Origin of the sequence: Streptosporangium sp. NBC_01810 (assembly GCF_035917355.1) — a bacterium.
Taxonomy (GTDB): Bacteria; Actinomycetota; Actinomycetes; order Streptosporangiales; family Streptosporangiaceae; genus Streptosporangium.
This window is the reverse complement of sequence record NZ_CP109070.1, coordinates 2069053-2093395: the sequence shown is the minus strand read 5'-3', so window position 1 is coordinate 2093395 and position 24343 is coordinate 2069053. Positions and strand designations below refer to the sequence as shown.

Annotated in this window: 18 protein-coding genes and 1 riboswitch; of the genes, 8 read left to right on the top strand and 10 right to left on the bottom strand. The window is 70.3% G+C overall.

Annotated features, from left to right (window positions below):
* Nucleotides 1-12 precede the first annotated feature (12 nt).
* The 4 genes from OIE13_RS09535 to OIE13_RS09520 all read right to left on the bottom strand — a co-directional run bounded on the left by OIE13_RS09535 (nucleotide 13) and on the right by OIE13_RS09520 (nucleotide 3431).
* Entirely contained in the window at nucleotides 13-651 is a 639-nt protein-coding gene (locus tag OIE13_RS09535) for a hypothetical protein (protein ID WP_326640969.1), read from the bottom strand.
* Nucleotides 648-2075 carry an AAA family ATPase gene (locus tag OIE13_RS09530; RefSeq protein ID WP_326640971.1) on the bottom strand — a complete coding sequence of 476 codons (1428 nt, stop codon included), beginning with the start codon at nucleotides 2073-2075 and terminating at the stop codon, nucleotides 648-650. Before OIE13_RS09530 ends, OIE13_RS09535 begins: the two co-directional genes overlap by 4 nt.
* Nucleotides 2076-2342: 267 nt before the next feature.
* Nucleotides 2343-3065 carry an MgtC/SapB family protein gene (locus OIE13_RS09525; protein ID WP_326640973.1) on the bottom strand — a complete coding sequence of 241 codons (723 nt, stop codon included), beginning with the start codon at nucleotides 3063-3065 and terminating at the stop codon, nucleotides 2343-2345.
* Between the two features lie 84 nt (nucleotides 3066-3149).
* On the bottom strand, nucleotides 3150-3431 hold the full coding sequence (locus OIE13_RS09520) for a hypothetical protein (protein ID WP_326829881.1): 282 nt from the start codon (nucleotides 3429-3431) through the stop codon (nucleotides 3150-3152).
* A gap of 239 nt (nucleotides 3432-3670) precedes the next feature.
* Here OIE13_RS09520 and OIE13_RS09515 point away from each other — a divergent pair, with 239 nt between their 5' ends.
* The 4 genes from OIE13_RS09515 to OIE13_RS09500 all read left to right on the top strand — a co-directional run bounded on the left by OIE13_RS09515 (nucleotide 3671) and on the right by OIE13_RS09500 (nucleotide 9551).
* Entirely contained in the window at nucleotides 3671-4630 is a 960-nt protein-coding gene (locus OIE13_RS09515) for an alpha/beta hydrolase (protein ID WP_326829880.1), read from the top strand.
* Nucleotides 4631-5021: 391 nt separating this feature from the next.
* On the top strand, nucleotides 5022-7082 hold the full coding sequence (locus tag OIE13_RS09510) for an N-acetylneuraminate synthase family protein (RefSeq protein ID WP_326640979.1): 2061 nt from the start codon (nucleotides 5022-5024) through the stop codon (nucleotides 7080-7082).
* Nucleotides 7083-7335: 253 nt separating this feature from the next.
* Nucleotides 7336-8265 carry a glycosyltransferase family 2 protein gene (locus OIE13_RS09505; protein WP_326640981.1) on the top strand — a complete coding sequence of 310 codons (930 nt, stop codon included), beginning with the start codon at nucleotides 7336-7338 and terminating at the stop codon, nucleotides 8263-8265.
* Complete coding sequence (locus tag OIE13_RS09500) at nucleotides 8262-9551, top strand: polysialyltransferase family glycosyltransferase (RefSeq protein ID WP_326640983.1); 1290 nt, start codon at nucleotides 8262-8264, stop codon at nucleotides 9549-9551. Before OIE13_RS09505 ends, OIE13_RS09500 begins: the two co-directional genes overlap by 4 nt.
* 31 nt (nucleotides 9552-9582) lie before the next feature.
* On the opposite strand, the gene OIE13_RS09495 is transcribed toward OIE13_RS09500, so the two are convergent.
* Nucleotides 9583-13014 carry an amino acid adenylation domain-containing protein gene (locus OIE13_RS09495; protein WP_326640985.1) on the bottom strand — a complete coding sequence of 1144 codons (3432 nt, stop codon included), beginning with the start codon at nucleotides 13012-13014 and terminating at the stop codon, nucleotides 9583-9585.
* Nucleotides 13015-13415: 401 nt separating this feature from the next.
* Between OIE13_RS09495 and OIE13_RS09490 the strand changes: the two genes are divergently transcribed.
* Complete coding sequence (locus OIE13_RS09490) at nucleotides 13416-15044, top strand: (2,3-dihydroxybenzoyl)adenylate synthase (RefSeq protein WP_326640986.1); 1629 nt, start codon at nucleotides 13416-13418, stop codon at nucleotides 15042-15044.
* 54 nt (nucleotides 15045-15098) lie between these two features.
* Here the strand turns inward: OIE13_RS09490 and OIE13_RS09485 are convergent, their stop codons facing one another.
* Complete coding sequence (locus OIE13_RS09485) at nucleotides 15099-16301, bottom strand: DUF6716 putative glycosyltransferase (RefSeq protein ID WP_326829879.1); 1203 nt, start codon at nucleotides 16299-16301, stop codon at nucleotides 15099-15101.
* Between the two features lie 140 nt (nucleotides 16302-16441).
* The gene (locus tag OIE13_RS09480) at nucleotides 16442-17482 is read right to left on the bottom strand and encodes a hypothetical protein (protein WP_326640989.1); all 1041 of its coding nucleotides are present in this window, start codon (nucleotides 17480-17482) and stop codon (nucleotides 16442-16444) included.
* A gap of 577 nt (nucleotides 17483-18059) precedes the next feature.
* Nucleotides 18060-18198, top strand: a riboswitch (cyclic di-AMP (ydaO/yuaA leader).
* Nucleotides 18199-18216: 18 nt separating this feature from the next.
* Here OIE13_RS09480 and OIE13_RS09475 point away from each other — a divergent pair.
* The gene (locus tag OIE13_RS09475) at nucleotides 18217-18930 is read left to right on the top strand and encodes a CHAP domain-containing protein (RefSeq protein ID WP_326640991.1); all 714 of its coding nucleotides are present in this window, start codon (nucleotides 18217-18219) and stop codon (nucleotides 18928-18930) included.
* A 469-nt stretch (nucleotides 18931-19399) separates the two neighbouring features.
* On the opposite strand, the gene OIE13_RS09470 is transcribed toward OIE13_RS09475, so the two are convergent.
* Together OIE13_RS09470 and OIE13_RS09465 are read right to left on the bottom strand one after the other, a co-directional pair.
* A complete protein-coding gene (locus tag OIE13_RS09470) occupies nucleotides 19400-20179 on the bottom strand; it encodes a hypothetical protein (protein ID WP_326640994.1) in 780 nt (259 codons plus the stop codon).
* A 21-nt stretch (nucleotides 20180-20200) separates the two neighbouring features.
* Nucleotides 20201-21346: a branched-chain amino acid ABC transporter substrate-binding protein gene (locus OIE13_RS09465; protein WP_326640996.1), complete on the bottom strand. Its 1146-nt coding sequence runs from the start codon at nucleotides 21344-21346 to the stop codon at nucleotides 20201-20203.
* A 356-nt stretch (nucleotides 21347-21702) separates the two neighbouring features.
* Between OIE13_RS09465 and OIE13_RS09460 the strand changes: the two genes are divergently transcribed.
* Both OIE13_RS09460 and OIE13_RS09455 read left to right on the top strand, forming a co-directional pair.
* Nucleotides 21703-22371, top strand: a complete 669-nt coding sequence (locus tag OIE13_RS09460) for a response regulator transcription factor (RefSeq protein ID WP_326640997.1) — start codon at nucleotides 21703-21705, stop codon at nucleotides 22369-22371.
* Nucleotides 22368-23696, top strand: coding sequence for a sensor histidine kinase (locus tag OIE13_RS09455; RefSeq protein ID WP_326640999.1), 1329 nt, complete (start codon nucleotides 22368-22370; stop codon nucleotides 23694-23696). Before OIE13_RS09460 ends, OIE13_RS09455 begins: the two co-directional genes overlap by 4 nt.
* Nucleotides 23697-23726: 30 nt before the next feature.
* On the opposite strand, the gene OIE13_RS09450 is transcribed toward OIE13_RS09455, so the two are convergent.
* Nucleotides 23727-24236 (bottom strand): hypothetical protein, encoded by a 510-nt coding sequence (locus tag OIE13_RS09450; protein WP_326641001.1) that lies wholly within the window; start codon nucleotides 24234-24236, stop codon nucleotides 23727-23729.
* Nucleotides 24237-24343 lie beyond the last annotated feature (107 nt).

Genomic DNA, 24343 nt, shown 5'->3' with positions numbered 1-24343 from the left:
TACCGGGCGGCTTCACTTCCACTGCTCGACAACCGCGTCGACATCCGCCACCAACCGCTTCCAGCTCGGCAACCTGGAGACCGGTCCCGCGCAGTCCAACCGCTCCAGGAGTTGACGGCGGTGCTGGAAGAACCGCTTCGTGACACGGTCATGGCGCCGCCCCACCACATCTGCTGCCGTGATGAGGCACTGTTGGAGCATCTGCTTGGGGTCGGCCACTCCTTCAACCTCATGAACCCGGGGAAGCCGGAGATCATGCCGTCCTCGCGGGTTACCCGCCACCTGGCGTATCCCATCCTCATCCAGAAGCAACCATGCCTCGGTCATACGCACCGGTATCACCGGAACAACCGAGGAGACCACCCCCGCTTCCCGAACCGCCTTTTCGATCTCGGTCCGGCGGATCTCATGTCCGACGTTGTCGGAATCACGATGCACGACAACAAGATCAACGGGATCTCGCAGCAGCTTCATACCTGCGGTGACCCGTGACCTGACATCTTTGGGAATCTTGCCGAGAAGCGAGAAGTCCGGTTTGCTCAACCTGAGCGTCACGCCTCTGTCAACGAACAGTGCCTCCACAAGGTCGGCCAGTGGCAGATCGGAGCTTCCCTCAGCTATGAAAAGGCCGGCGAAGGACCGCGCGTTCATCCGGCGATGTCCAGTGGCAGGCGCAGTTGAGCCCCGGGAGGCGCGACAAGATAGGCGACCACATCGGCCTCGGAGAAGGATGGTTCGCCCGCTACCGCTCTCCATGACCCGCTGAAGGGGGTGAGGGAGAGCGCAGAGGTGACCACCCCGTCCGGATTGCGCAGCAAACGCCCTTCGGCAAGGAGCAGGTCCGCCGGATCACACAGCTGCACGACGCCTGGAGCGTGCGTGTTGATGATCACTTGTCGGAAGGGATTCGCAGCGTCGGGAGTTTCCCTCGGATCCACCGCCAGATCCCGCACCAGATCCACCATGGCCGGAAGATTAGCGGGGTGAATGCCGTTCTCGGGCTCCTCCATGCAAATAAGCCCGGTAACCGTCGGATCCTCAAGCAGCACACAGAGCGCCAGGAAGCGCAGAGTTCCTTCGGAGAGCGCCCTCGCCGGCAGTTGGAGACCGCCTCTCTCTTGCAGGAAGAGCGTGAAGACCTCGCGGACCGGGTCGGGTTGGACGCGGAGGCTTTCCACCCCGACGGCGGCGAGGTCGGACAGGCGATCGGCGACCTGCGCGTAGACGGCTTCGGCATCCGAGGTTCCGTCCGGGCGTCGGCTCTCAGTGGCGATGCGGAAAAGAGTGGCGGCCAGGTGGCGGCCGTCCGCGCCGAGTGATCTTGGGTCTCCGAAACTGTCCGGGGCACGCAGCGCTGACGGTTCCAGGGCCAGCCGACGCCAGCTCTGCATTTCACGGCGTGCCGCCAGAATCGTCGGGTAGTCGTTCGTGGTCACCGTACTGAGAACTGTCCGACCGGCTCGAACCGCGGCTCGCGGCTGCGGCTTGCCGAAGCTTCCGCCATCGCCGTGGACATTGATAACGGTGCCACTCTCCCGTTTCTCTGTGGAGAGAAAAGCCCCGCCTCGGCGCTGGCCCATGACCACGGCGTTCCTGAAGTTCTTCGCGCTGTGTGCGAAGCGAAGATGCCTGGCCGCCTCTCCCCTGTTGATGTGGCGAAGTTCCTCCCGGGCCAGAACCAGCCGGCCTACGCTGCTCTCCCCCTCAGGAGACGCGTATTCCAGCTCAAGCTCATAGCGCAGAAACGTCGTCGTCGGTTTGGCCGATGCCCCGAGGTCGTCCTCCACCTCTGCGGGGACGATCATCTCCGCAGCCAGCGAGATGTGTCGCGGATGGTCCCTGTATCCGTCCCAGAAGAGGTCCCTCGGATCCCCGCCACGGATCCCCGACGCTCCACGAACCCTTTGTGAGGCCTCGATCAGAGTGTCCGTGGCCAAATAGGACAGGAATTCGACAGCGTCGAACACATTCGACTTGCCTATGCCGTTCGCACCAGCGATACAGGTGAACGGGCCGAAATCCACCTGAACGTCCAGCAGGTTCTTGAATCCCCGCACCTCAAGCCGGGTCAACACGTGACATCACCACCGATCAGTACCGCACCGTTACGGCCACTCATCTGCATCATCCTCGGCTTCGCGTCTTCACAAGCCGCAGCGACGCACATCCGAGCCGAGCCGAACGCGTCTCGGCTTGCCGCTGCTTCACAGTAGCGTTCCTTCACCGAACTCAGAGGTGCTGATCGAAGTCCGGTACGGAGACGGTCTCGGCCAGTATCGAAAGCAGCCGGGCCCTGGAGTCGGGTCATAGGAGATCGACCGTGATGTCACGGGCGGCGACCGTCAGAGCGTGGGCGCGTTGGCGTCCTGGCTCACCACGGCGAGCACTCCGTCGATCTCGGAGAGTGCCGTGGTCAGCTCGGTTATCAGGCCGGTGCCGTGCACGGTGAGCCAAAGTGAGACGGTCGCCGGGGCGCGGTGCTCGCTGCGCTGGTCAATGGAGAGCTCGTCCACGCCGAATCCCCTGCGCGTGCATTCGGCCAGCGCCAGCCGGAGCACGCCCCGCCGGTCGAGGTAGGTCAGATGGAGCCGCGAGGGTGCGTACCTGGACCGGGGAAGCCGGTCCGCCAACGGGGTGAGAACGAAAACCGTCATGAAATGTCCCACGGTCACGGCTACCGCCAGCAGCCACAGTCCCGCCCCCGCCGCCATGCCCACCGCCGCGGTGAGCCAGATCGCCGCGGCGGTGGTGAGACCGCGGACCGCGTCACCGCGGACGAATATCAGGCCGGCCCCGATGAAGCCGATGCCGGACACGATCTGGGCGGCCACCCGGGACGGGTCCAAAGAGACGTTCGCTCCCAGCACGTCGGCGAAGCCGTATTTCGACACCAGCATGATCAGGGCGGCGGCGAAGCCGACCAGGGTGTGGGTGCGCAGTCCCGCGCTCTTCTGGCGGATCTCCCGCTCAAGGCCGATCGCGGCCGAAAGCACGAAGGCCAGGACCAGCTCACCGATCTGCGTCCAGCCCTGTCCTGCCAGGTCACCGAGAGGTGCCAGCGCCACCACCCCCAGGTCGGACCGGCAGGTCCGCTCCCGGCCCCTGTCCGCCGGGAAGGGCCGGGCCGCCGCTCGGCATCTCTTTCCTCGCTACGCCGTCTCCGCAGCCTGTCCGGCTTCCCGTAAAAGGGGCGAGAACCGCTGTTCGGTCAGATAGTGACCGATCCCGACGACGAGCACGAGGGGCCATTCGACGACTCCCAACGCGCCCAGCACGCCCAGCACGCCGTAGAAGACCAGTCGATCCGGTGGCGGCACGGTCAACGTGCCGATCAGCGGCAGGCTGATGTGCGGTCTCTCTGTCCCGTCCACCGTCCCGCCCGCCTGGTCACCCGCTCTGCCATCCAGTGCGGCGACGGTTCCCTTGACCATGACAGCCTCCGTGAATCACGACGTACTGTCGCAAATCCCCGGCCCACGAGGCCTGTAACGCCGTTTGGTGAGAACTTTGCCCCGTCCCGGATCCTCAGCTCCGGGCCAGGCGCCGGATGTGGAAGGCCGGGCCGTCGGCGGGCAGTGTGACGGTGCGGCGGGAACTTTGCCCGTCCGGTCGGCCCGCGACGCGTCAAGCGGGCTTCACGCGATCGGCGAGAAGCGAGAGTATTGGCGGCGTGAACCGCACCGCTGTACGTCTGGGAGTGCTCCTGCTGGCCGCCGCGGCGGTCGTGGCGGTGCTGATCGCACTGCTGCCACCGTCCTCGCCCGGCACGCGTGACGGGGCCTCGCAAGCCCCCGCCGTCGCGGTGAAGAAGCTAGGCGGCCGTGACCACGAGCTCACCGTGACCTCCGCCGCGCTCGGCCGCGAGGGCATGGTCCGGGTCCTGCTGCCCGAGGGGTGGACGCCGGACTCGGGTCCGTGGCCTGTGCTGTACCTGCTGCACGGCTGCTGCCAGTCCGACTACGACACCTGGGTCACCAAGGGGGAGGCCGCAAGCCTCACCTCGAGCTACCGGGCGATCGTGGTCATCCCCGAGGGCGGCTCCGTCGGCTTCTACTCCGACTGGCGCGACGGCCCCGGTTGGGAGACCTTCCACCTCACCGAGGTACGACGGATCCTGGAGCGCGACTACGGCGCCGGGGACCGGCGGGCGGTGGCGGGGCTGTCCATGGGCGGATTCGGGGCGATGTCGTACGCGGCCCGCCATCCCGGCATGTTCCAGGCGGCCGCCTCCTTCTCCGGAGTGCTGCACACCCGCGACGGCAACGGCGGCGTCGACTGGCTGCTCAACCGGAACGGCGAGGACTCCGCGAAGCTCTGGGGCCCTCTGCGGGACCCCGAGTGGGCCGCCCACAATCCGGCCGATCTCACCGGCGCGCTGCACGGGGTACGGCTCTTCGTCTCCAGCGGAGACGGCTCCCCCGGCCCGCTGGACGACACCTCCGAGGTACCGGACGAGGGCGAGACCGCCCTGCTCGGCCAGGCCGTGACCTTCGTCGAGCGGGCCAGGGCCAACGGCGCCGACGTGACCGCCGACTTCTACGGGCCCGGCACCCACAGCTGGCCCTACTGGCGCCGCGGCCTCGAACGCGCGCTTCCCATGCTCATGGGTTCCATCGGCGCCGCCCCCTGACGATCCGCTCCGTTCGGGGAGGACACGAGCGCTGGTAGGGGGTCGAGGAACATCCGACCGAAAAAGGGCGACGACCTGTTCGAGGCCGTCCAGCACCTGTGCCGGACGGCGGACCGGCTGAAAATCCGCCTGCTGTTTCGCGCGTCCCCCTCTACACGAAGCAGCCCGTTATCTGCGACAACGCCCGTACCACCAGTTTCCGCGTGGATGCTCCTCAGCCCCCTGGTACGCCCCGGAGCGGGGCGTACCCGCGCGGGGCCCGGGGGCGCGGAAAGTTAAGACGGACGACTCTGGGCGTTCAGCTCAGGCACCCCTGGCCGGTCACCCTCGTGACTAGGTTCCTATGACACCCCGGCTCAGGGGCGTTCGCCGTATGTCATGAGGAGTCACCTTGCGAGTCCTGGCCGTTGTCCCCGCCCGCGGAGGTTCGGTGGGCGTTCCCCTTAAGAACCTGGCCCCGGTGGGCGGCACCCCCCTGGTCGCCCGTGCGGTACGGGCCTGCGTGCGGGCCGAACTGGTCGACGAGGTCGTGGTCAGCACCGACCACGCCGGGATCGCCGAGGTGGCCCGCGCCGCGGGCGCGACCGTGATCGACCGGCCGGAAGAGCTGAGCGGCGGGACCGCCTCCAGCGAGTCCGCGGTGCTGCACGCGCTCGACCACACCCCTGACGTCCCCGACGTGGTCATCCTGGTGCAGTGCACCAGCGCGTTCATCGACCCCGCCGATCTGGACGGCGCGGTCGCCAAGGTCCTGGACGGCAGCGCCGACGTGGTGTTCTCCGGGCTGGAGACGCACGAGTTCCTGTGGAGCTCAAGCGGTGCGGGCGTCAACCACGACCCCTCCTACCGCCCGCGCCGCCAGGACCGCGAGCCGCAGTTCCGCGAGACCGGCGCCTTCTACGTGATGCGCACCAAGGGTCTGCGCGAGCACGGTCACCGCTTCTTCGGTTCCGTCGCCGTGCAGCAGGTGCCCCCGCACCACGCCGTCGAGGTGGACACCCCCGAGGACCTGGAGATCGTACGGGCGCTGGCACCGTTCGTGGACCAGCCCGAGCCGATCGACGTGGACGCGGTGATCACCGACTTCGACGGCGTGCACACGGACGACCGCGCCTACGTCGACCAGGACGGCCGTGAGATGGTCGCGGTCAGTCGCTCCGACGGCATGGGCATCTCGCTACTGCGCCGCTCCGGCGTCAAATTGATGATCATGTCCACCGAGCACAACCCGGTGGTCGCGGCCCGCGCCCGCAAGCTCGGCGTGCCCGTCCTGCAAGGTCTGACCGACAAGCAGACCGTGCTGCGTGACTGGCTGGCCATCGAGGGAATCGACCCGGCCCGCGTCGCCTACGTCGGCAACGACGTCAACGACCTGGGCCCGATGAGCGACGTCGGCTGGCCCGTCAGCGTCCCCGACGCCCACCCGAAGGTCCGCGCCGCCGCCAGGACCGTGCTGACCAGGCCCGGCGGGGCCGGGGCCGTACGGGAGCTGTGCGACCGGGTCCTCGCGGCCCGCCCGGCGGACGAGGTGGCCACCGGAAGGACCGCGCCCCGCGCCGAGCTGAGGCTCGCCCCGGCCACCAGGCCCGTCCAGATCGGCGACGCGCTGGTCGGGGCCGGACAGCCGGTCTACGTGATCGGTGAGATCGGCATCAACCACAACGGCGACCCGGACATCGCGCGCCGGCTCATCGACGTGGCGGCCGAGGCGGGCTGTCAGGCCGTCAAGTTCCAGAAGCGCACGCCGGAGATCTGCGTACCGCTGGAGCAGCGCGACCAGATCCGGCAGACGCCGTGGGGCGAGATGACCTACATGGAGTACAAGCTCAGGACCGAGTTCGGCCTGGCCGAGTACACCCAGATCGCCGAGCACTGCCGGAATCGGGGCCTGCACTGGTTCGCCTCGCCGTGGGACGTGCCGTCCGTGGAGTTCCTGGAGTCCATGGACGTGGTCACCCACAAGGTCGCCTCGGCGAGCGTGACCGACCTGGAGCTGCTCCGCGCGCTCGCCGCGACCGGCAAGCCGATCATCCTGTCCACCGGCATGTCCACGCTGGAGGAGATCGACCGGGCGGTTGAGCTTCTCGGCACCTCCAAGCTGGTGCTGATGCACGCCACCTCCACCTACCCCCTCCCCGCCGAGGAGGCCAACCTCCGCACGATCGCCACACTCCAGGAGCGGTACGGCGTGCCGGTCGGCTACTCGGGCCACGAGCGCGGCCTGCAGATCTCGCTCGCCGCGGTGACCCTGGGCGCGGTGACCGTGGAGCGGCACATCACGCTCGACCGCACCATGTGGGGCTCCGACCAGGCCGCCTCGCTGGAGCCCGCCGGGCTTGAGCACCTGGTCCGCGACATCCGCATCATCGAGACCGCCCTGGGCGACGGCGTCAAGCGGGTCTTTCCGGGTGAGGAGGCCCCCAAGTCCCGCCTCCGCCGGGTCACGGTATGAATTGCGACGCTAACGCGTCGCGGTTCGGCCGCTCTTATCCGGCTCGCGCCGATGGCGACGCTGGCGCGTCGCGGTGAGGCCGCTGGGACCCGACTCCTTCCCTCGTCGAGCGGGGTCGCTCGTTCCTCACGACCCCGCTCTCCTCAGTCCAGTCGCCGGCGCGGCCTCACGGGTCGTCCCGTCGAGGGGAGGGTGAGGGGGGCTTGGTTCGGGGGGCTTGGTTGGGTCGTCCGAGTTGGGACGGGAGGCAAAGTTGATCAAGTTGTCGGTGGTCGTTCCGGTGCGGGACGCGGAGGAGTACATCGGGGACGCGTTGACATCGCTGGTCAGGAACGCGCGGCGGGACTTCGAGTTCATCGTGGTGGACGACGGGTCCGTGGACGCTACCGGACAGATCATCGAGGACTTCCGCGAAGCTCTGCCCGGTCTGGTGGTGGTGCGCAACGACGCGCCGGTCGGACTGGCCGACGCGCGTAACCTCGGGATCTCCCTCGTCTCCGGCCGCTACCTGACGTTCATGGACGGCGACGACTGGCTCGCCCCCGGATATCTCGGGGACCTGGTCGGAGCGATCGAGCGGCTCGGCTGCGACTTCGTCCGGGTCGACCACGTGCAGGCGGAGGGCCGGAGGCGGACGATCCACCGGGCGCCGCTCGCCACCCGCGAGGTGGTGCTGAAGCCGCGCGACCACATCCTGCCCGATCACGCCAGGACGATGGTGGACTACCCGTATGCCTGGGCGGGGATCTACCGCCGGGACCTCGGCGACCTGCTGACCTTCCCGGGGCACCTGCACACCGCCGAGGACAGGCCGTGGATCTGGCGGCTGCACCGCGACGCGGGTTCGTTCGCGGTGGTGTCGCTGGCCGGGCTGTTCTACCGGCGGATGGTGACAGGCTCGCTGACGCGGATCGGCGACGCCAGGCAGTTGCACTTCTTCGACGCCTTCGACCTGGTCTTCGCGGACCTGGAGGAGGAGTTCATGCCCAAGGCGGTGCGCACCTTCCGCGCGCTGCTGGCCCACCATCTGGAGCTGAGTGAGCGGTTCTCCCCCGAGCTCCGTACCCGCTTCGAGGAGCGCGGCGCCGCGGCCCTGAGGCGGCTCCCCGCCGACCTGCTCGCCGGGACCACCCTGGACGCCGAACGCGATCAGATCCTGCTCGGCCTCCTGGAGCACCGATGACGCAGCTGTTCTACGCCTCGACCCTGTTCGGCGCGATGACGCTGGCGGCGGCGATCGACGACGGCCGTTTCGGTCCCCGCCGGGGGCGCCGGATCCTGCTGGTCTCCAACAACGCGGCCATCCCGGAGATCACCCCGGCTCTGCACGAGAGCCCGGGTTTCGCCACGCTGCGCCCACGCTTCGACGAGATCCACTCGTGGAACGAGATCGTGGCCCCGCTGCATCCCTCGGACTGGAAGGCGCGCGTCGTCGAGGTGCCGATGCTGGGCCGCCTGCTCTGCTCGCACCTGTCCCTGGATGACGGGCCCGCCGAGCTGGTCCTGGAGTCCATCGCGGTCCCCCCTGCCAGAACGCTGGCGGGACTGGTCAGAGACTGCCCGATCTCGGTCTACTCCGACGGCCTGATGAGCTACGGCCCGACCCGCGACCCGCTGCCGCAGGAGATCTCCGGGCGGATCACCCGACTGCTCCACCTCGACCTGGTGCCGGGTCTTCGGCCGCTGCTGCTGTCGGAGTACGGGGTGCCCGCCGAGCCCCTCCCCGACCGGGCCTTTCTCGACGTGGCCGGCCGCCGAACCGGCGACCCGCCCCCGGGCCGGGCGATGATCCTCGGCCAGTACCTGTCCGCCCTCGGCATCGTGACCCCCGAGGAGGAGGCGGAACTCCACGCCGACATGCTGCGCGGCCTCGTCGCCCGGGGGTTTTCGCGCGTGCTGTTCAAGCCGCACCCGGCCGCCGGGCGGCGGCACGCCCGGCGGCTGCGCGAGACGGCCGCCGAGCTGGACGTCGAACTGGACGTGGTGGCGGAGACCGTCCCGGCCGAGTCGTGCTTCGCCGCCCTCGGACCCGAGCTCGTGGTCGGCTGCTTCTCCACCGCTCTGATCACCGCCGGGCGGTATTTCGGGCTCCCGGTGGCGACGGTGGGCGGCGAGCTGATCCTGGAGAGGCTCACCCCGTACGAGAACGGCAACCGGATCCCGGCGACCATCACCGACGCCCTGCTGCCCCGCCTGTCGACGGACGGCTCGCTGTGGGAGCCCCCGCCGGTGGACATCTCCGCCCTGGTGGGCGCGGTCGGCTACTGCATGCGGAGCGAGGCGTATCCGGGGCTGCGCGAGCAGACCGTGGCCTATCTCCAGGCCTGCGGCCCCGCCCGCTACTTCAAGCACCGGCGACTCGCCGCCCTGGACCTGATCGCCGCACCGACCACCACTCCGGTCGCCGCCCCCCGGGGGCGGAGCCCCCTTGGCAGGCTCCGCAGCCGCCTGTCGAGAACGTCCCCCTGAGCCGGAGGCGCCGCGCCGGGGCACCTCTGGACTACCGGCGCGGCGCCTCCGGCTCCCCGACGCCCGACTCGCCGTCGAACTCACCGTTGAGCTCGTCGTCGGTCATGGCCTCGATCTCCAGGTAGATCTCGGCGACCTGAGCGGTGCGGTCGTCACGGACCTGGGCGGCCAGCCGCGCCACCGTCGGGTGCCGCAGGACGTCGTGAACCGAGACCGCGTCGGTGTCCAGCACGTCCCGTAGTCTGCCGACGATCACAGTGGCCAGCACCGAGTCGCCACCGAGCAGGAAGTAGTCGTCGTCTCTGCCCACCTTTTCCAGCCCGAGCGCCCGAGCCCAGATGAGGGCGATCACCTGTTCCAGCGCGGTGACCGGCTCTGCCTGCCCGGGTGCCTGCGCCTGGGCGGTGACCAGAGCGGTCAGCGCACGGCGGTCGACCTTGCCGTTGCCGGTCAGCGGCAGCGCGTCGACGACGACCACCCGGTCCGGGATCATGTGCGCGGGCAGCCGTTCGGCCGCGTGCGCGGTGATCTCCTCCTCGGTGAGGCCGCCGGCCGCGGCCACGACGGCGTGCAGCCGCGGTGCACCGGTCCCGAGGACCAGGGCGGTGGCCTGGCGCACGGCGGGGTGGGCGCCCAGGGCCGCCTCGACCTCGCCGAGCTCGATCCGGAAGCCACGGATCTTCACCTGGTGGTCGGCACGGCCGAGGAACTCGATCGTGCCGTCCTGCCAGTACCTGGCCCGGTCACCGGTGCGATACCAGCGCACACCGTCCAGGGGGACGAACCGGTCGGCGGTGCGCTCGGGGTCGCCGCGGTAGCCGTCCGCCACGCCCGCGCCGCCGATCCACAGCTCGCCGGGCACCCAGTCGGGGCAGTCCCGGCCTTGGGCGTCGACCACCCGGCAGCGCACGTTACGCAGCGGCGTGCCGTACGGGACGCCGGTCCAGCCTGCGGGGACGCGGCCTGCGGTGACCTCCTGGAAAGTGGAGTGGATCGCGGTCTCGGTGGTGCCGCCCAGACCGGCGAAGCGGCAGCCGGGTACCTGGGCGACGAGCCGGGCCGGCAGGTCGACGCCGACCCGGTCGCCGCCGAGCAGGACCGCGCGCAGGGTCGGGCCGAGCGGGTCGCGTTCGGCGGCCGTCAGCAGCATGTCGAGCAGGCTCGGCACACAGTTGAGCACGCTCACCTGATGCGTGCGTACCTCCCGCGCCCAGGACGCGGCGTCACGGCGCGCCTCCTCCTCGACGGTGACCACGGCGCCGCCGGTCGACAGCGGCGCGAAGACGTCGAAGACCGACAGGTCGAAGTCGAGCGCCGACAGCGCGAGCGTCCGGTCGGCCGGGCCGAGGGCGAACCTGTCGGCGAGATCGGCGACGGTGTTGGCCGCGGCGAGGTGGGAGACCTCCACGCCCTTCGGCTCGCCGGTCGATCCCGAGGTGAACAGCACGTAGGCGATCGCCTCGGGTGCGGTCGCGACCGGCTCGGCCAGCGGCTCCGGCCAGCTCACCGCGTCCTGGTAGGGCAGGTTCTGGCCGAGCACCACGCCGACCCCGGCCCGGGTGGTGATCCGTTCGGCTCTGGCCTGCGGCTGCTCGACGCCGATCGGTACGTAGTGGCCTCCGGCGGCGAGCACGCCGAGGACGGCCACCACCTGCTCGGGGCCCTTGGGCAGGCGGATCGCGACCGGGTCGCCGTCGCGTACGCCGTGCGCGCGGAGCGCTCCGGCCACCCGCAAGGCCTGTTCCGCCAGCTCGCCGTAGGCGACCGGCCCTCCGGGTCCGAGCAGGGCGGGCGCCTGCGGGGTGCGGGCGGCCTGGTCGAAGAAGAGCCGGTGCAGCGGGAGGGCGGGCAGCGGGCCGTCGGTGTCGTTGGCCTCGGCCCGGACCTTCAGGGCGGCGGCGGGCAGCAGTGGCCCGACGGGCTCGTCCCAGGCTTCGGGGTCGCCGATCCTGGCCAGCAGCGTGCGGAAGGCCGCGAACATGTCCTCGGGCAGGCTGTCGGGAAACGCCCCGGCGCGTATGTCCCAGTTGGCGAGCAGCCCGCCGTGGAACTCGGTGATCTGCGCGTCGAGCAGTACCTGCGGCCCTTGGGAGACGATCCACACCGCCTCGCCCAGGCAGGATTCGACCTCGGGGCCGAACAACTCGCCCAGGTCCAGGGCGCTGGTGAACACCACGGGGGCCAGCACCGGCGCGCCCTGCTCGCGGGCCAGGTCGCGCAGGACGTCCAGCCCCGGATAGGAGGAGTGCGCCGCGGCCTCGTGCATGCGTTCCTGGACCTGGGCGGCTCGCTGCGCGAAGGTGCGCCGCTCGGTCAGGTCCACCTCCAGCATGATCGAGCTGGTGAAGTCACCGACCAGGTTGTCCACATCCGGGTGCAGCGGACGGCGGTCGAACAGCGGCACGTTGAGCAGGAATCGCGGCTCACCGCTCCAGGCCCCGACGACCTCGGCGAACACGGTTGCCACGGCGACCGCGGGGGTGAGGCCGCGGGCGCGCGCCAAGGTGGTGAGCCGGTCGCGTTCGGCCGGAGAGAGCCAGTGGTGCAGCCGGGTGACCCGGTCGGGCTCCGCGGAGTCGGCGCGCAGGGGCAGGGCCGGCGCGCCGGGCAGGTTCGGCACCCGCTCGCGCCACCAGGTGACATCGCGCTCGGCCGGGCGCTGGGCGCCGCGGGCCGCCTGGTAGCCGGCGAAGGTGCAGCCGATCTCGGGAAGCCGCGCGGCGGGGTCCCGGTACAGGGCGACCAGGTCGGACAGCAGCACCCGGTAGCTGCGGGCGTCGGCGGCGAGCATGTCGACGTCCACGTGCACCCGGGTGCCGCCGCCGGGCAGCAGGGTGACCCTGATGTCGAACATGCGGCCGGCGGCCACGTCGAGGAGCTGATGGGAGAGCCGGTCGCGCAGCTCCGCCAGGCGGCGTTCGGCTTCCTGCGGGGTGGCCTCGCGCAGGTCAAGAACCTCCGGCTCCTCCCCTCGGCTCCATTCTTCGATCACCTGCCGGCCGTCGTCGGTGATGCGGGCGCGCAGCATCGGGTGCCGGTCGGCCAGCGCGGCGACCGCGGCGCCGAGCCTGACCGGGTCGACGCCGTGGCCGTCGAACTCGGTGTAGAGGTGGGCGGCGACCGCGCCGAGGTCAGCTGATCCACCCCGGCCGACCCAGTAGGCGTGCTGCATCGAGGCCAGCGGGAACGGGCCGCTCGCGTCCACGAGCACCGAGGCCGGTTCAAGTTCGGGTTCGGGGTCGGGTGAGGGAGCGATCAGGCGCGACCATTCGGCCAAGGTGGGGGTGCGGGCCAGGTCGCCGAAGCCGATGGTCAAGCCGGCTCGCCGGCAGCGGTTGGCGATCTGCATGAATCGGATCGAGTCCAGTCCGAAGGCGATCAGATCGTCGTGGTCGCCTGGCGGGGTGGTACCTGGACCGAGCAACTCGGTGGCCATCTGCCGGAGATCGTCGATCGTCAGCATGGAGTGAGGGTGTCCTTTACTTGCTTGATGGTGCGGACGGGTCGGGGGACGGCTGTGCGCTGGGAGGAGGCCGAAGCGGCGGCGAGCGCGGCCGGGGTCTTGTGCGTGAAGCGGCCCGGTTCAGCTTGCCGTTGGGCAGCAGCGGCAGGGCCGACAGCGCCATCACGACGGAGGGGACCATGTGCTCGGGTGGCAAGGAACTTCCGCCGGCCCATCGGGGTGAGGGTGAACGGACGCTGGGACATCCGGGGCCTCCGGTCGAACATAGGGTAGATTTTTATTTGGGTAGGCTAACCTAAAGAAAGTTTGGTTAGCCTGACCTAAGTTAATCTTGCAGGCCCGTGTCGCACAATCGTGCGGCGCGAATCCCCGATGGAAACCCTGACTCCGCTGGAGCTTCGATGCCCTCAGCCGCTCCCCCCTCGCTACCCTCCGGCCTCACCCCCTGGCCGCCCGACCTGGCCGCCCGCTACCGCGAACAGGGCATCTGGGACGGCCGCACACTCGGAACCCTGCTCACCGAATGGACCCGCGCCTACGGCGAGAACACCGCGCTGGTGGCCGGCGAGGACCGTCTCACCTACCACGACCTCGACCGGCGCGCCGACCGGATGGCCGCCGGACTGGCAGGCCTGGGCATCCGTCCCGGCGACCGAGTCCTGGTCCAGTTGCCCAACATCGGCGCGTTCGTGGTCCTGTTCTTCGCCCTGGCACGCCTGGGAGCGGTGCCGGTCCTCACCCTGCCCGCCCACCGGATCACCGAGATCGGCCACCTGGCCCGGCTGTCGGGTGCCGTCGCCTACGTCATCCCCGACCAGGCCGGCGGATTCGACTACCGCGATCTGGCCACCGCCGTCCTGGCCGAGGCCCCGGACCTACGCCACGTCCTGGTGGCCGGCGAGCCCGGCCCGTTCACCCCGCTGCACCAGGTCGACGCCGACCCGGTGCCGCACGCCGACCCCGACCCCTCCGACCTGGCCCTGCTACTGGTGTCCGGCGGGACCACCGGCGCGCCCAAGCTCATCCCGCGCACCCACCAGGACTACGGCTTCAACGCCCGGGCCAGCGCCGAAATCTGCGGCCTGAACGCCGATGCGGCCTACCTGGCCTGCCTGCCGGTGGCGCACAACTTCGCACTGGCCTGCCCCGGCGTCCTGGGCACGCTCGGTGCCGGCGGGAAGGTGGTCCTGTCCCCCTCGCCTGCCCCCTCCGACGCCTTCGCCCTGATCGAAGCCGAGCAGATCACCATCACCGCCCTGGTCCCACCACTGGTACCACTGTGGCTGGAGGCCGCCGAGTGGGACCCCGCGGACCTGACCTCCCTCAAACTCTTGCAGGCCGGCGGATCCAAGCTGTCCGCCGAGACCGCCCGCCTCATCCCGGCCGGCCTGGGCTGCGCCGTCCAGCAGGTGTTCGGCATGGCAGAAGGCCTGCTCAACTACACCCGCGCCGACGACGACATCGACCTGGTGGAGCACACCCAGGGACGTCCCCTCAGTGCCGAGGACGAGTTGCGCGTCGTGGACGCCGACGGCCACGACATCGCACCGGGTGAGGTCGGCGAACTGCTGGTCCGCGGGCCGTACACGCTGCGCGGCTACTACCGGGCCGCCGAGCACAACGCCACCGCCTTCACCCCCGACGGCTACTACTGCTCCGGCGACCTGGTCCGCGTCCTGCCCAGCGGACACCTCGTCGTCGAAGGCCGGATCAAGGACACCATCGACAGAGGTGGCGAGAGCGTCTCGGCCGAGGAGGTGGAGGCCCACCTGCTCACCCACCCCGCGATCCGCCGCGGCGTCGCCATCGGCCTGCCCGGCACCGGCTACGGCGAGCAGCTGTGCGCGGTCGTGGTGCCCTGGTCCCGACCGCCGACCCTGCCGGAGCTGCGCCTGCACCTGATGGGCCGCGGACTGGCCGCCTTCAAGGTGCCCGACCGGATCGAAACCGTCCAGGACCTCCCGGTCACCGCGGTCGGTAAGATCGACAAACAGGCTCTGATCCGCCGCTTCGCCGGCCGGAGTGCGTGAACATCCCCCCTCGGCCGCCGGTGATCCGACCTACCCGCTTCGAGAAACGGATCACTAGCCCAGTGCCCTGAGGTAGCGGCGCATTCGGCGCTTGGCGCGGTAGCCGGCGCGCAGCACGTTCGGCGGGACCTCCACACGCATCCGGGCGCGACGGCGGGCGGCGGCGTACTCGGGGCCGTCGAGCAGGGACCTGGCGGGGACCAGACGCTCCGAGCGGGCCTGCCCGACCAGGGAGACCATCCGTGAGACCCAGTCGCTCTCGTCGCCGGGATGGAAGTAGTTGTCCCTGCACCAGGCCTCGTCCGGGGCCAGGAAGCGCCCCGCGGAAAGGTCGTCGAGGGTGCCGAGCAGGCCGCTGCCCTCGAAGACCAGGTTGATCATCTCGGCGCCCACCCCGAAGTCCGACAGCACCAGCAGGGGCACCTTCTGGGCGATCGCCTCCAGCGCGGCGGTCGAGCTGACGGTGACGAACCCGGCCGCGTGGGCCAGGTGTTCGTGCATGGACCCCACCGCGAAGCGCACGGCCTCGGCGCTCACCCTGCCCTCCCCCACGAGCGACTGCCACAGGCGCTGGTAGTGGTGGCGCTCGTTGTGGGTCTGCCGCTCGGTGTCCAGGGCGCGGAGCTTGACGACGACGTCCAGATCCGGTCGCCGCCCGGACAGCTCGGCCAGGGCGAGCAGGATGCGCTCGCGCTCCTCCTTCCGCCTGGGCACCTTGGCCTGGGTGGCGAACACCACCCGGTCCCGCGGCCCGATGCGGGCGACCTCCTCCTGGCCGCGCAGAAACGGCAGCCGGGCCAGCCCCACCTGGCCGCCCCCGCCCAGTTCACGACCCATCGCCGAGAACTCCTCGACCTCCCGCCCGCTGTGCAGCACGAACAGCTCGCATCCGCTGCGAAACAGCCAGGCCTTCTCGGTGGCGGGGACGGAGATGCCCGGAAGGCCCGAGACGAACACGGGCCGTGGCCGCAACCCGGCCAGCACCTCACTGACCAGCACGTCCACCACGGGCCCGGTGCAGGCGGCGAGCACCACGTCAGGCCTGAACCGCTCCGCCGCCCGGCGCAGCGCGCGGGCCGAGAGCACGGGCGGATCCTCCGACGAGCCCGCGACCGCGGCGCGGATCTGCGCCGGGGACGGGGTGATGGGGGTGCGGATGACCGCCAACTCCCGCACACATCCCGAGGGCAGGTCCCGCAGCAGGCAGGCCGCCCACTTCAGGTAGGAGTCGGAATCGGCCACGGCCAGGACCTTCAACGAGAACCTCCAACGGGGATCCCCCGGGTGCATATCCGGTTTCACATGGGTGGACACGGCGCGGCTCGCATCCCGGGGGCGGCGCGCCCTCGGGCTCCGGCCGCGAGGCCATGAGGTCACGAGGTCACAAGGTCACAAGGTCATGCCCCGGTGGCTCCCGTGTCGTGATGGGCGAACATCGACAGGTGGGAGCGGAGCGAGGGGGCCGCCTCCGCCGTCCACCACTCGTCCGGGACGTCAACCGTCTCGATCGAGACGCCCCTGGCCGAGAGCAGGACCCGCAGGGAGGTGACCGCGGTGGACGGCAGGCTCAGCACCCGCTGCCCGGCGGCCAGCCCGCGCAGAGTGATCTCGGCGGGGATCCCACCGTCGTAGACGGTGATGCCGGGCTGCTCCCCGACACCGGCGAGATCGTGGGGGTCCTCCCTGCGGTGCGGGAAGTAGGCCACCGGCCCGGCCGAGCCGAGAGCGGCCAGCCAGCCGAGGTAGTGGTCTCGATGGATCAGGCCGTTGCGGACCAGCGAGGTGCCGAGGACGACCGTGCGCTCCTCGGGACGTGGCCTGCGCAGCGGTTGTGACCGCAGCCAGGCGAAGTCGTGGGTGACCAGCTCGGCCCCTCCCGCCCGTACGGCCTTCGCCAGGTCCACGGGGACGGGCAGCGCTGTGAAGATCGACAACCGCCCCGAGCGGGCGGCGGCGCGCAACCTGAGTCCGGCCGCCGCACCGAGGACGGTTCTGAACCGTCCCGCCTTTCCCCTGGCTCTCAGCAGGGGCGTACCCGCGTGGCCGACGAGCAGCTCCAGGAGCCTGATGGTGGCCAGCCCGTCGTCGACGATCACGATCCGGCCAGGGAGCCCGGTGAGCCAGCGGAGCTGGACCTTGCCGGAGAAGGCGTCGCCCACCGCCCAGGTCGCGCCCCGGCGCGGCCTGGGCATGTCCGGCCGCGCGGCGGTGAGCTCCAGGCCCGGCGGCAGGGTGAGGCGGCCGAGCTCACGTCCCGTCACGGCCAGGGGGCGTAGCCTCGCCCTGGGCACGAGGTGGCTGCGGGCGCCGAGCAGCCCTGCGTGGTGGGCCTCCACGGCGCAGAGCATCTGCAGCGGGGATTCCACCCAGGCGATGGCCGAACCCTGCTCCCGCGCGTGGTCTCGACCGTCCTCCACGCCGGGTAATGACCCGTTCACGACTGACCCAAGCTAACCCGGTGGCCTTAAGCGCCTGGGAACTGCGGGTGAACAGCCGCCCACGCGCGTCCGTCATGATCGTCTTCGGGGCGAGGCCGTCTTCGGGGCAGCACCCTGTCGCCGGACCATGTTCGAGCCTCCCGAGGGGGAGGGACGCAGCCTCTCCGCACTTTTTACCATCGAATACTTGTTCAAGAAAAAGTCGACCCGTCCCCTCCTACCCATGGGCCCCCGATCATGCCGTAGCACCCCGGGACAGGCGGTCCACCGGCGGGTACCACACGCCCGGAGCACCGGAAAAACAGGGGATCCCGCCCATGACGGCGCGGCGACCCCAGCCGACGCGACCGGCCGGGAACGGGCGCGATCCACCCCCTTCCCCGACCAAGCGACTTCCCGCCCCAACCCCTCAAATCTGACGTTTTACCAAGTCAGAGCAATGTGTCCTACTTGTAATCGTCTGCCCGGGTGACGTACGTTCGTCCTGTTCATGGCAAATGTCTGGGTCTGTATAGGTCTACGCATTGCCGTCACATTGCCCGACCGCGCTCCACCTGGGCGGAACCCCCGCCCGCGGTGAGCACGGCCGCCGAATCCGCGAGGTCTGCGGAACCGGGGAACCACGTTCCTGGGGTGAATCAGCGCGTTCTCGCGCCGTAGGGCACTTCCCAGCCCGAACCCGTCAGCTAACCCGGTAGGCGGCATGGAAGCGAAGCAAGGAGTCGAACCCCAGTATGACCAAGAACCGCCTCACCCCCACCCTCAGCGCCCCCCGCGTGGTGAGCGCCCTCCTGGGCGCCTGCGTCGTCCTGGCGACCGGCTCCGTGGGCTCCGCCGCCCTGGCCGACAGCCACACCGCCCTGAACGCGCCGCCCGCCGACGCGAAGGTCTCCGATGCCTCGCAGAACAGGCTCGCGAGCACCCCGCTCGAGACCGCGGCCGAGAGGCTGCCCAAGGTCTCCGCCGCGCAGGTCCTGGACCTCGCCTCCAAGCAGATCGGCGTCCACGAGAACGCCCAGGGCGGCGGGACCAAGTTCCACTCGTGGTACATGTCCTCCCCGCGCGCCCAGGAGACCGTCGCCCGCGACGGCGGCACCCTGCGCGGCTACGCCAACGCCCCTTGGTGCGCGATGTTCGTCTCCTGGGTCGGCGAGATGGCCGGCATCCGGCCCACGATGGGCTGGGACGCCTACACCGTCACCCACGCCAAGTGGTTCAAGGAGAACAAGCACTGGGGCACCACCCCCACCCCCGGCGCCGTCGTCTACTTCGACTGGGCCGGTAGCAAGAGCATTGACGGCATCGACCATGTCGGCTTCGTGAAGAAGGACAACGGAGACGGCACGATCACCACGATCGAGGGCAATACCGGCAACGGCAACGTCGAGCAGCGCATCCGGCCCGTCTCCCAGGTCGTCGGCTACGGCTACCCCGTCTACTCCAACTGATCCACACCCGCCGCCCGCACCATCCCCCATGGGGCGGGCACCCGGCCCCCGCCGGTGAACGCGGGCCGATCCGCACTCGTCCAGGGGCTCCGCTCGCTCGCGCGGAGCCCCTGACGGCGTTCCCCCGGCCGCCTTCGCGACTCCTTCGCTTGAAGCGCTCCCCACGGATGAATCCGGGGGATTCCAGCCGTCCCAACCGTGCGGCTCTGCGCATGGTCGCGATGCTGTTGCTTGGCGGTTCACCTTCCGGCCCCGTTTACGGGGGTTTCCACGCCCCAGCCCACGATCCCGTTCCGGGTGACGTGGGCTCCGCCCTCCCGGCGGTGAGTAATGGCCAAGGTTGCGAGCTTGGTTATCGCTCACGCGTTCGACCGCGACTGACTGTACCAGCGCGTGGTGCGCTGCCGCAGCAGGTTCCGGACCAGCCCGAGCAGGGACGGTTCCGAACTGCTCGGCGGTCAGGCCTATTTCACGGCCAGGGTCCGACGCCGGTACCGGCGGCACCGGCGGGACGGCCGCCGCGCACCCACCCGGTCGCCGCGCCTCCCGCTCCCGCTTCCGCGAGCAGCCAGTGCACCTCACCCAGGTGGTAGAGGGCTACCGCCGGAGCGCCGTGGACATTGTCCACGATCGGGGTGAGTCCGAGACGCCTGGCGGCGGCTGCCATCATCTCGGCCATCGTGGACGTGCCGGTATGCAGGTAGACCATGTTGTGGCTGGGACCGAGCCCGGCGACGAGAATGCCCATGCGCCACAGGGCGATGGCCGCGTCGTCGTCGGTGGCGGTGCCCGGGACGCGCGGGTCGAACTGCCGCCGGGCGTCGCGCCACGCGTTGGTCAACGCCCGCAGGACCCTACGGTGTAGTGTTCTGGGTACCTCGACGCGCACGGCCGGCGACCGCTTGAAGCCGGTGTCGCCGGCGTCGGCCTGGGTGACGATGGCCCAGGCCAGCCCTGACAGCAGCCGGGCGATCCGTGCCGCCACCGCCTCGCTGCGCGTCTCCACGACGGGAAGATGACGCGACGCTGTGGCGGGTGTCCCCCCGCCGGTGTTCCCGGGTCCGGCAGGGCGCAGATGTTGCCAGGCGAGCGCCGCCTCCAGCATGCCGTACCCGCCGATCGGAGCCTCCGCGAGGGCGCGGTGGACGTTGCCGCTCGCGCAGTCGTGGCGTCCGGCGGACGGTGACCTCGTGAGGGGGGGCGACGCGGTCGGGCCGGGGATCCGATAAGCGATCGGGGTGCTTGTCATGATCTCTGATCTCCTGTGCGGTCAGTTTCCGGGGATCGGCCTGTCGTCGGCGACGATCCGGCCGCCGCGGACCCGATAGGCCCACACCGTGACCGAGGATCTGGCGAGCTCGCCGTCGCCGTTGAATCGGATCTTCGTAGTGATACCGGCGCCGGAGTGGCCGTCGACAAACTCCTCCATGTCAGAGCGTCGCGTCCTGCCTGCGTCGATGCCCCGAAGGAAGACGGTGGCGGCGTCGTAGGCCTCCGCGCTGTAGGTGCCCGGGTCGTGGTCGAAACGGATCCGGTAGCGCCGGGCGAACCCGGGATCCTCCTCCGGCGGCCGGCACGGGCAGGTGAGAACCGCACCCTCGGCGGCCTTGGCCCCCGCCGTGCGGACGAATCCGTCGTCCTTGACCGCGTCGCCCGAGACGAAGACGGCGCTCACGCCCGCGTCGCGCAGCTCGCGCAGGAGCCGGCCGGCCTGGGTGTAGTAACCGCCGAAGAAGATCACGTCGGGGGCTGCCGATTCGACCTCGGAGACCGCGCTGCGGAAGTCGACCGCATTCGGCTGAACCGAGGCGCTCTGCACCACCAGCGAGCCAAGTTCCTTCATGACCAACTCGCTGAGGCCGCGCCCGTAGGGGCTCATGTCGTCGATGACGAACACCTTCCGCGCGAGCAGCCTCTCCTTGATGTACCGGCCGACCGCCGGTCCCTGCGCGGCGTCGCTGCCCAGGATGCGATGGAAGGTCGATCGCCCCCAGCGGCTGAGGCCGGGGTCGGTGGCCGCCGGGGTGATGGTGCTGACCCCGCCCTGGTTCAGGATCGGGTTGGCGGCGTGCGACTCGCCGGAGAACGCCGGCCCGACGACACCGATGATCGCGGGGTCGGCGACGACCTGCTGAGCGAGTTCGGGCGCCTGCTTCGGATCACCCTGGGTGTCGAAGTCGACGAGCCCGACGGGGCAGGCCGGATTGCGGGCGTTGTGCTGTTCGACGGCGAGCAGCGCGCCTTCGCGCATGTTGCGCCCGAGGTTCATGGACTCGCCGGTGAGTGGCCCGAAGAAGGCGACACGCAGGCCACAGCGCCCCGGATCCGGGACGCGCCCCCCGATGTCGGCGCACCCCGGCACGGCTGCCAGCAGCGCCGCCGCGGCGAAGGCGGTCAACCGGCGGGCGCTGCGCATCGATCGCCTCCAGGCGTCTAGGCCGTCCAGCCGCCGCCTGGCGGATGCCACAGCGTACGGGGGCGTTCCGCGTCGCGGTCACCCGACATGAATTCTGCGATGATGATCATGAGGATTCGATGAAGATCCGGTGAAGGGCGAGATGGACCACGGAAACGGGAACCGATCCGATCTCCGGAGGAGAGGTTCGTCAGGAGCCTTCATGCGAGTTCCGCGATGCCCTGTGATCACGCGCGGTGACCGGGCGGCTGAACGCTCGGACGCCCCCGGCCCGCTCCGCACGCGGCTGGTTGAACTTCCCCGGCAGGTCGCCACCCTCGTCTTGAACTTCCCCGGCAGGTCGCTACCCTCGTCCCATGCGTGTGATCGTCGTCGAGGATGATCCCGACGTGCGTGGTGTCGTCGTCTCCGGGCTGCGTTCGGCCGGCTTCGCCGTCGACGAGGCGGCCAACTGGAGCCAGGCCGACCTCAGCATGAGCGTCAACGACTACGACTGCCTGATCCTCGACCGGATGCTCCCGGAAGGCGACTCGGCCGACGAGCTCCACCGGCGCCGTCAGGCCGGCATGGCCATACCAGCGATCATGCTGACCGCGCTCGACGACATCAGCAACCGGGTGGCAGGCCTGGAGGCCGGCGCCGACGACTATCTGACCAAGCCGTTCTCCACCGACGAACTGGTCTTGCGGGTGCGCGCCCTGTGCCGGCGCCGCACCACGATGGTCCCGCCGATCCTGCGCGTCGGTGACGTCACACTCGACGTGGCCCGCCGGGAGGTCCGCCGTGCCGGGGTGCTGCAAACCCTCACGCCCAAGGAGTTCGCGGTCCTTGAGATCCTGATGACCCACCAACCGGCCGTCGTCACCCGTACCGAGCTCATCGAGCACTGCTGGGACGAGCGGGCCGACCCGGCGTCCAATGTGGTGGACGTCGTCGTCAACCAGCTGAGACGCAAGCTCGGTGAGCCTGCCGTGATCTTCACTATGCGGGGTACCGGTTACCGGGCCGGGCCCGTGCGGCTGTGAACCCGCTACGTCTTCGCGGCCCCGGTCCCGGCGGCAGGGGGCAGAAGGGGGCGCAGCCGACGCACCTGCAGACGACCGGGCGCCTCAACGGGCTTCGGATCCGCCTGGCCCTGCTGCTGACAGCTCTCAATGTGATGGGTCTGGCCGGCATGGGAACCGTCGCGATGGTCGTCGACCAGCAGCAGCGCGACGGTCTCGTCAAGGCGGAGCTGGAGCGCACCGCCCGGACCGCGAAAGCCCTGCTGTACTACGAGTCCGGCGCGCTGCGGCTGGACCGCCTCTTCGCCGATCCGGCGTCGAAGGGCCCGACCGCGGTGCACGTGTACGAAGGTACCCGCACCGACGTCCGCCTCGTCTTCGCGTATCCGTCGAGCCTGCCGGTGATCGCGCCAGAGGTTCTGCGCGGCCTCGCCCGGCCCGTCTGGCAGGGGCGCGGCGAGCTCGCCGCGACCGTCACCAGCGTGGGGCGTCGTTCACGGTTGCTCGCGGTCCCGTTCTCGCACGCCGTCACCGGAGTGGTGTCGGGCACCATCGTGGTCGCGGTCGATCTTGAGCCCGTTCAGCGGGCCCATCGGCGGCTGGGGTGGATCCTGTTCATCGGAGGAGCGGTGTTCACACTCCTGGCCGGCTTCGGCGGGCATCTGCTGGCCCGGCGGGGCACCCGGCCGGCTGTCGAGGCGCTGGGCCAGCAGGAGCGGTTCGTCGCCGACGCGGCGCATGAGCTGCGCACCCCTCTGACGGTCATCCGGGCACTGTCGGAGGCCGCGATCAAAGATCCCGGCCAGCAGTCTCAGGCGTTGCGGCAGGTTTTGCGCTCCACCGAACGGCTTGCCGACTCGGTTGAGGCGCTGCTCATGCGGGCGCGTCTCGTCGCCGGGCTGCGAGAGCTCCAGCGGCAGCCGTTCCGCCTCGACCAGCTGGCCGAAGAGGTGGTGACCGAGACCGTGCAGCCGCCGCACACGGCGGCGGTGTCGGTCTCGCCCACGGTGGCGAGCGGTGACCCGACCCTGGTCCGCATCGCCATCCGCAATCTGGTCCACAACGCCGTCCGGCATGGCCGGACCGGTGCCGAACCCGCGACGATCACCCTCGTCGTCACCGCCGGCATGGTTATGATCAAGGATGCCGGTCCGGGTCCGGGTCCGGACGGCCGACCGGCGCAGCGTTTCCGGAGCGATGCGGCGGACGGCACCGGCCTGGGTCTGACCATCGCACTATGGGTGGCGGAGCTGCACGGTGGGGCGCTGCGGCTTCATCCGGCGCCCGGAGGGGGCACTGCCGCGATCATGACCCTGCCCGACGAGCCTCCGCCTGACAGGCGATGACGCTCACCGCGGTGTCGTGGCGAGGCAGCGTCAGGGAGTGGAGCGGCCGGCTCTGGCTCCGGCGGGTGAGATGGCGAACCAGCCGTTCCGGCCGTGCCCGCTGGTGTCACCCGGCATGCGATCACCGCTGTAACCGTACAGCGGCCACCCCGAGAGGGTGAGCTGCTCGGTGCGGTCGGGCCTGATGACCCTGCCGATCTTTCCCCGGTCTATGCCGACGATCCGCAGCCTCCCGATGTCGCTGACCGGCATCGGGCGCCAGATCTCGGCGCACTCGTCGACGCAGGCCGAACGTGACGGGCTCGCGTCGTCGGCGTCACTACGGTAGAGGACGTATCCCTGGACGTCGATGACGATGAGGCCGCTGAGTCGCTGCGAGTTGACAGCGAACAGGCCGGGGCCGGGCGCGGCGCTGGGGCTCGACATTCTGGTCAGCTCCGTGTCGGGTCGGAGCGCTCCGCCGTCAGTGGTGCAGCCCGCCACCATCAGGGCGGCGGCGGGTCCCGCCAGGAGCGCCGCCCACCGTGAACGTCGACTCATGGGCATAGTTTGCCTGGACAGCCCGCCGGATGCCTCCCCGCCGCCGTGGTACTCGATGAGATCTTCCTTGCCGGAGACCTTTCGGCGACCGACAACTCGCTTACCCG

What these genes read in the sequence shown, in the direction of transcription:
- OIE13_RS09535 (WP_326640969.1), bottom strand. Translation starts at nt 651, where the DNA reads ATGAACGCGCGGTCCTTCGCCGGCCTTTTCATAGCTGAGGGAAGCTCC.
- OIE13_RS09520 (WP_326829881.1), bottom strand. Translation starts at nt 3,431, where the DNA reads ATGGTCAAGGGAACCGTCGCCGCACTGGATGGCAGAGCGGGTGACCAG.
- OIE13_RS09500 (WP_326640983.1), top strand. Translation starts at nt 8,262, where the DNA reads ATGACGCAGCTGTTCTACGCCTCGACCCTGTTCGGCGCGATGACGCTG.
- OIE13_RS09495 (WP_326640985.1), bottom strand. Translation starts at nt 13,014, where the DNA reads ATGCTGACGATCGACGATCTCCGGCAGATGGCCACCGAGTTGCTCGGT.
- OIE13_RS09490 (WP_326640986.1), top strand. Translation starts at nt 13,416, where the DNA reads ATGCCCTCAGCCGCTCCCCCCTCGCTACCCTCCGGCCTCACCCCCTGG.
- OIE13_RS09475 (WP_326640991.1), top strand. Translation starts at nt 18,217, where the DNA reads ATGACCAAGAACCGCCTCACCCCCACCCTCAGCGCCCCCCGCGTGGTG.
- OIE13_RS09470 (WP_326640994.1), bottom strand. Translation starts at nt 20,179, where the DNA reads ATGACAAGCACCCCGATCGCTTATCGGATCCCCGGCCCGACCGCGTCG.
- OIE13_RS09465 (WP_326640996.1), bottom strand. Translation starts at nt 21,346, where the DNA reads ATGCGCAGCGCCCGCCGGTTGACCGCCTTCGCCGCGGCGGCGCTGCTG.
- OIE13_RS09460 (WP_326640997.1), top strand. Translation starts at nt 21,703, where the DNA reads ATGCGTGTGATCGTCGTCGAGGATGATCCCGACGTGCGTGGTGTCGTC.
- OIE13_RS09450 (WP_326641001.1), bottom strand. Translation starts at nt 24,236, where the DNA reads ATGAGTCGACGTTCACGGTGGGCGGCGCTCCTGGCGGGACCCGCCGCC.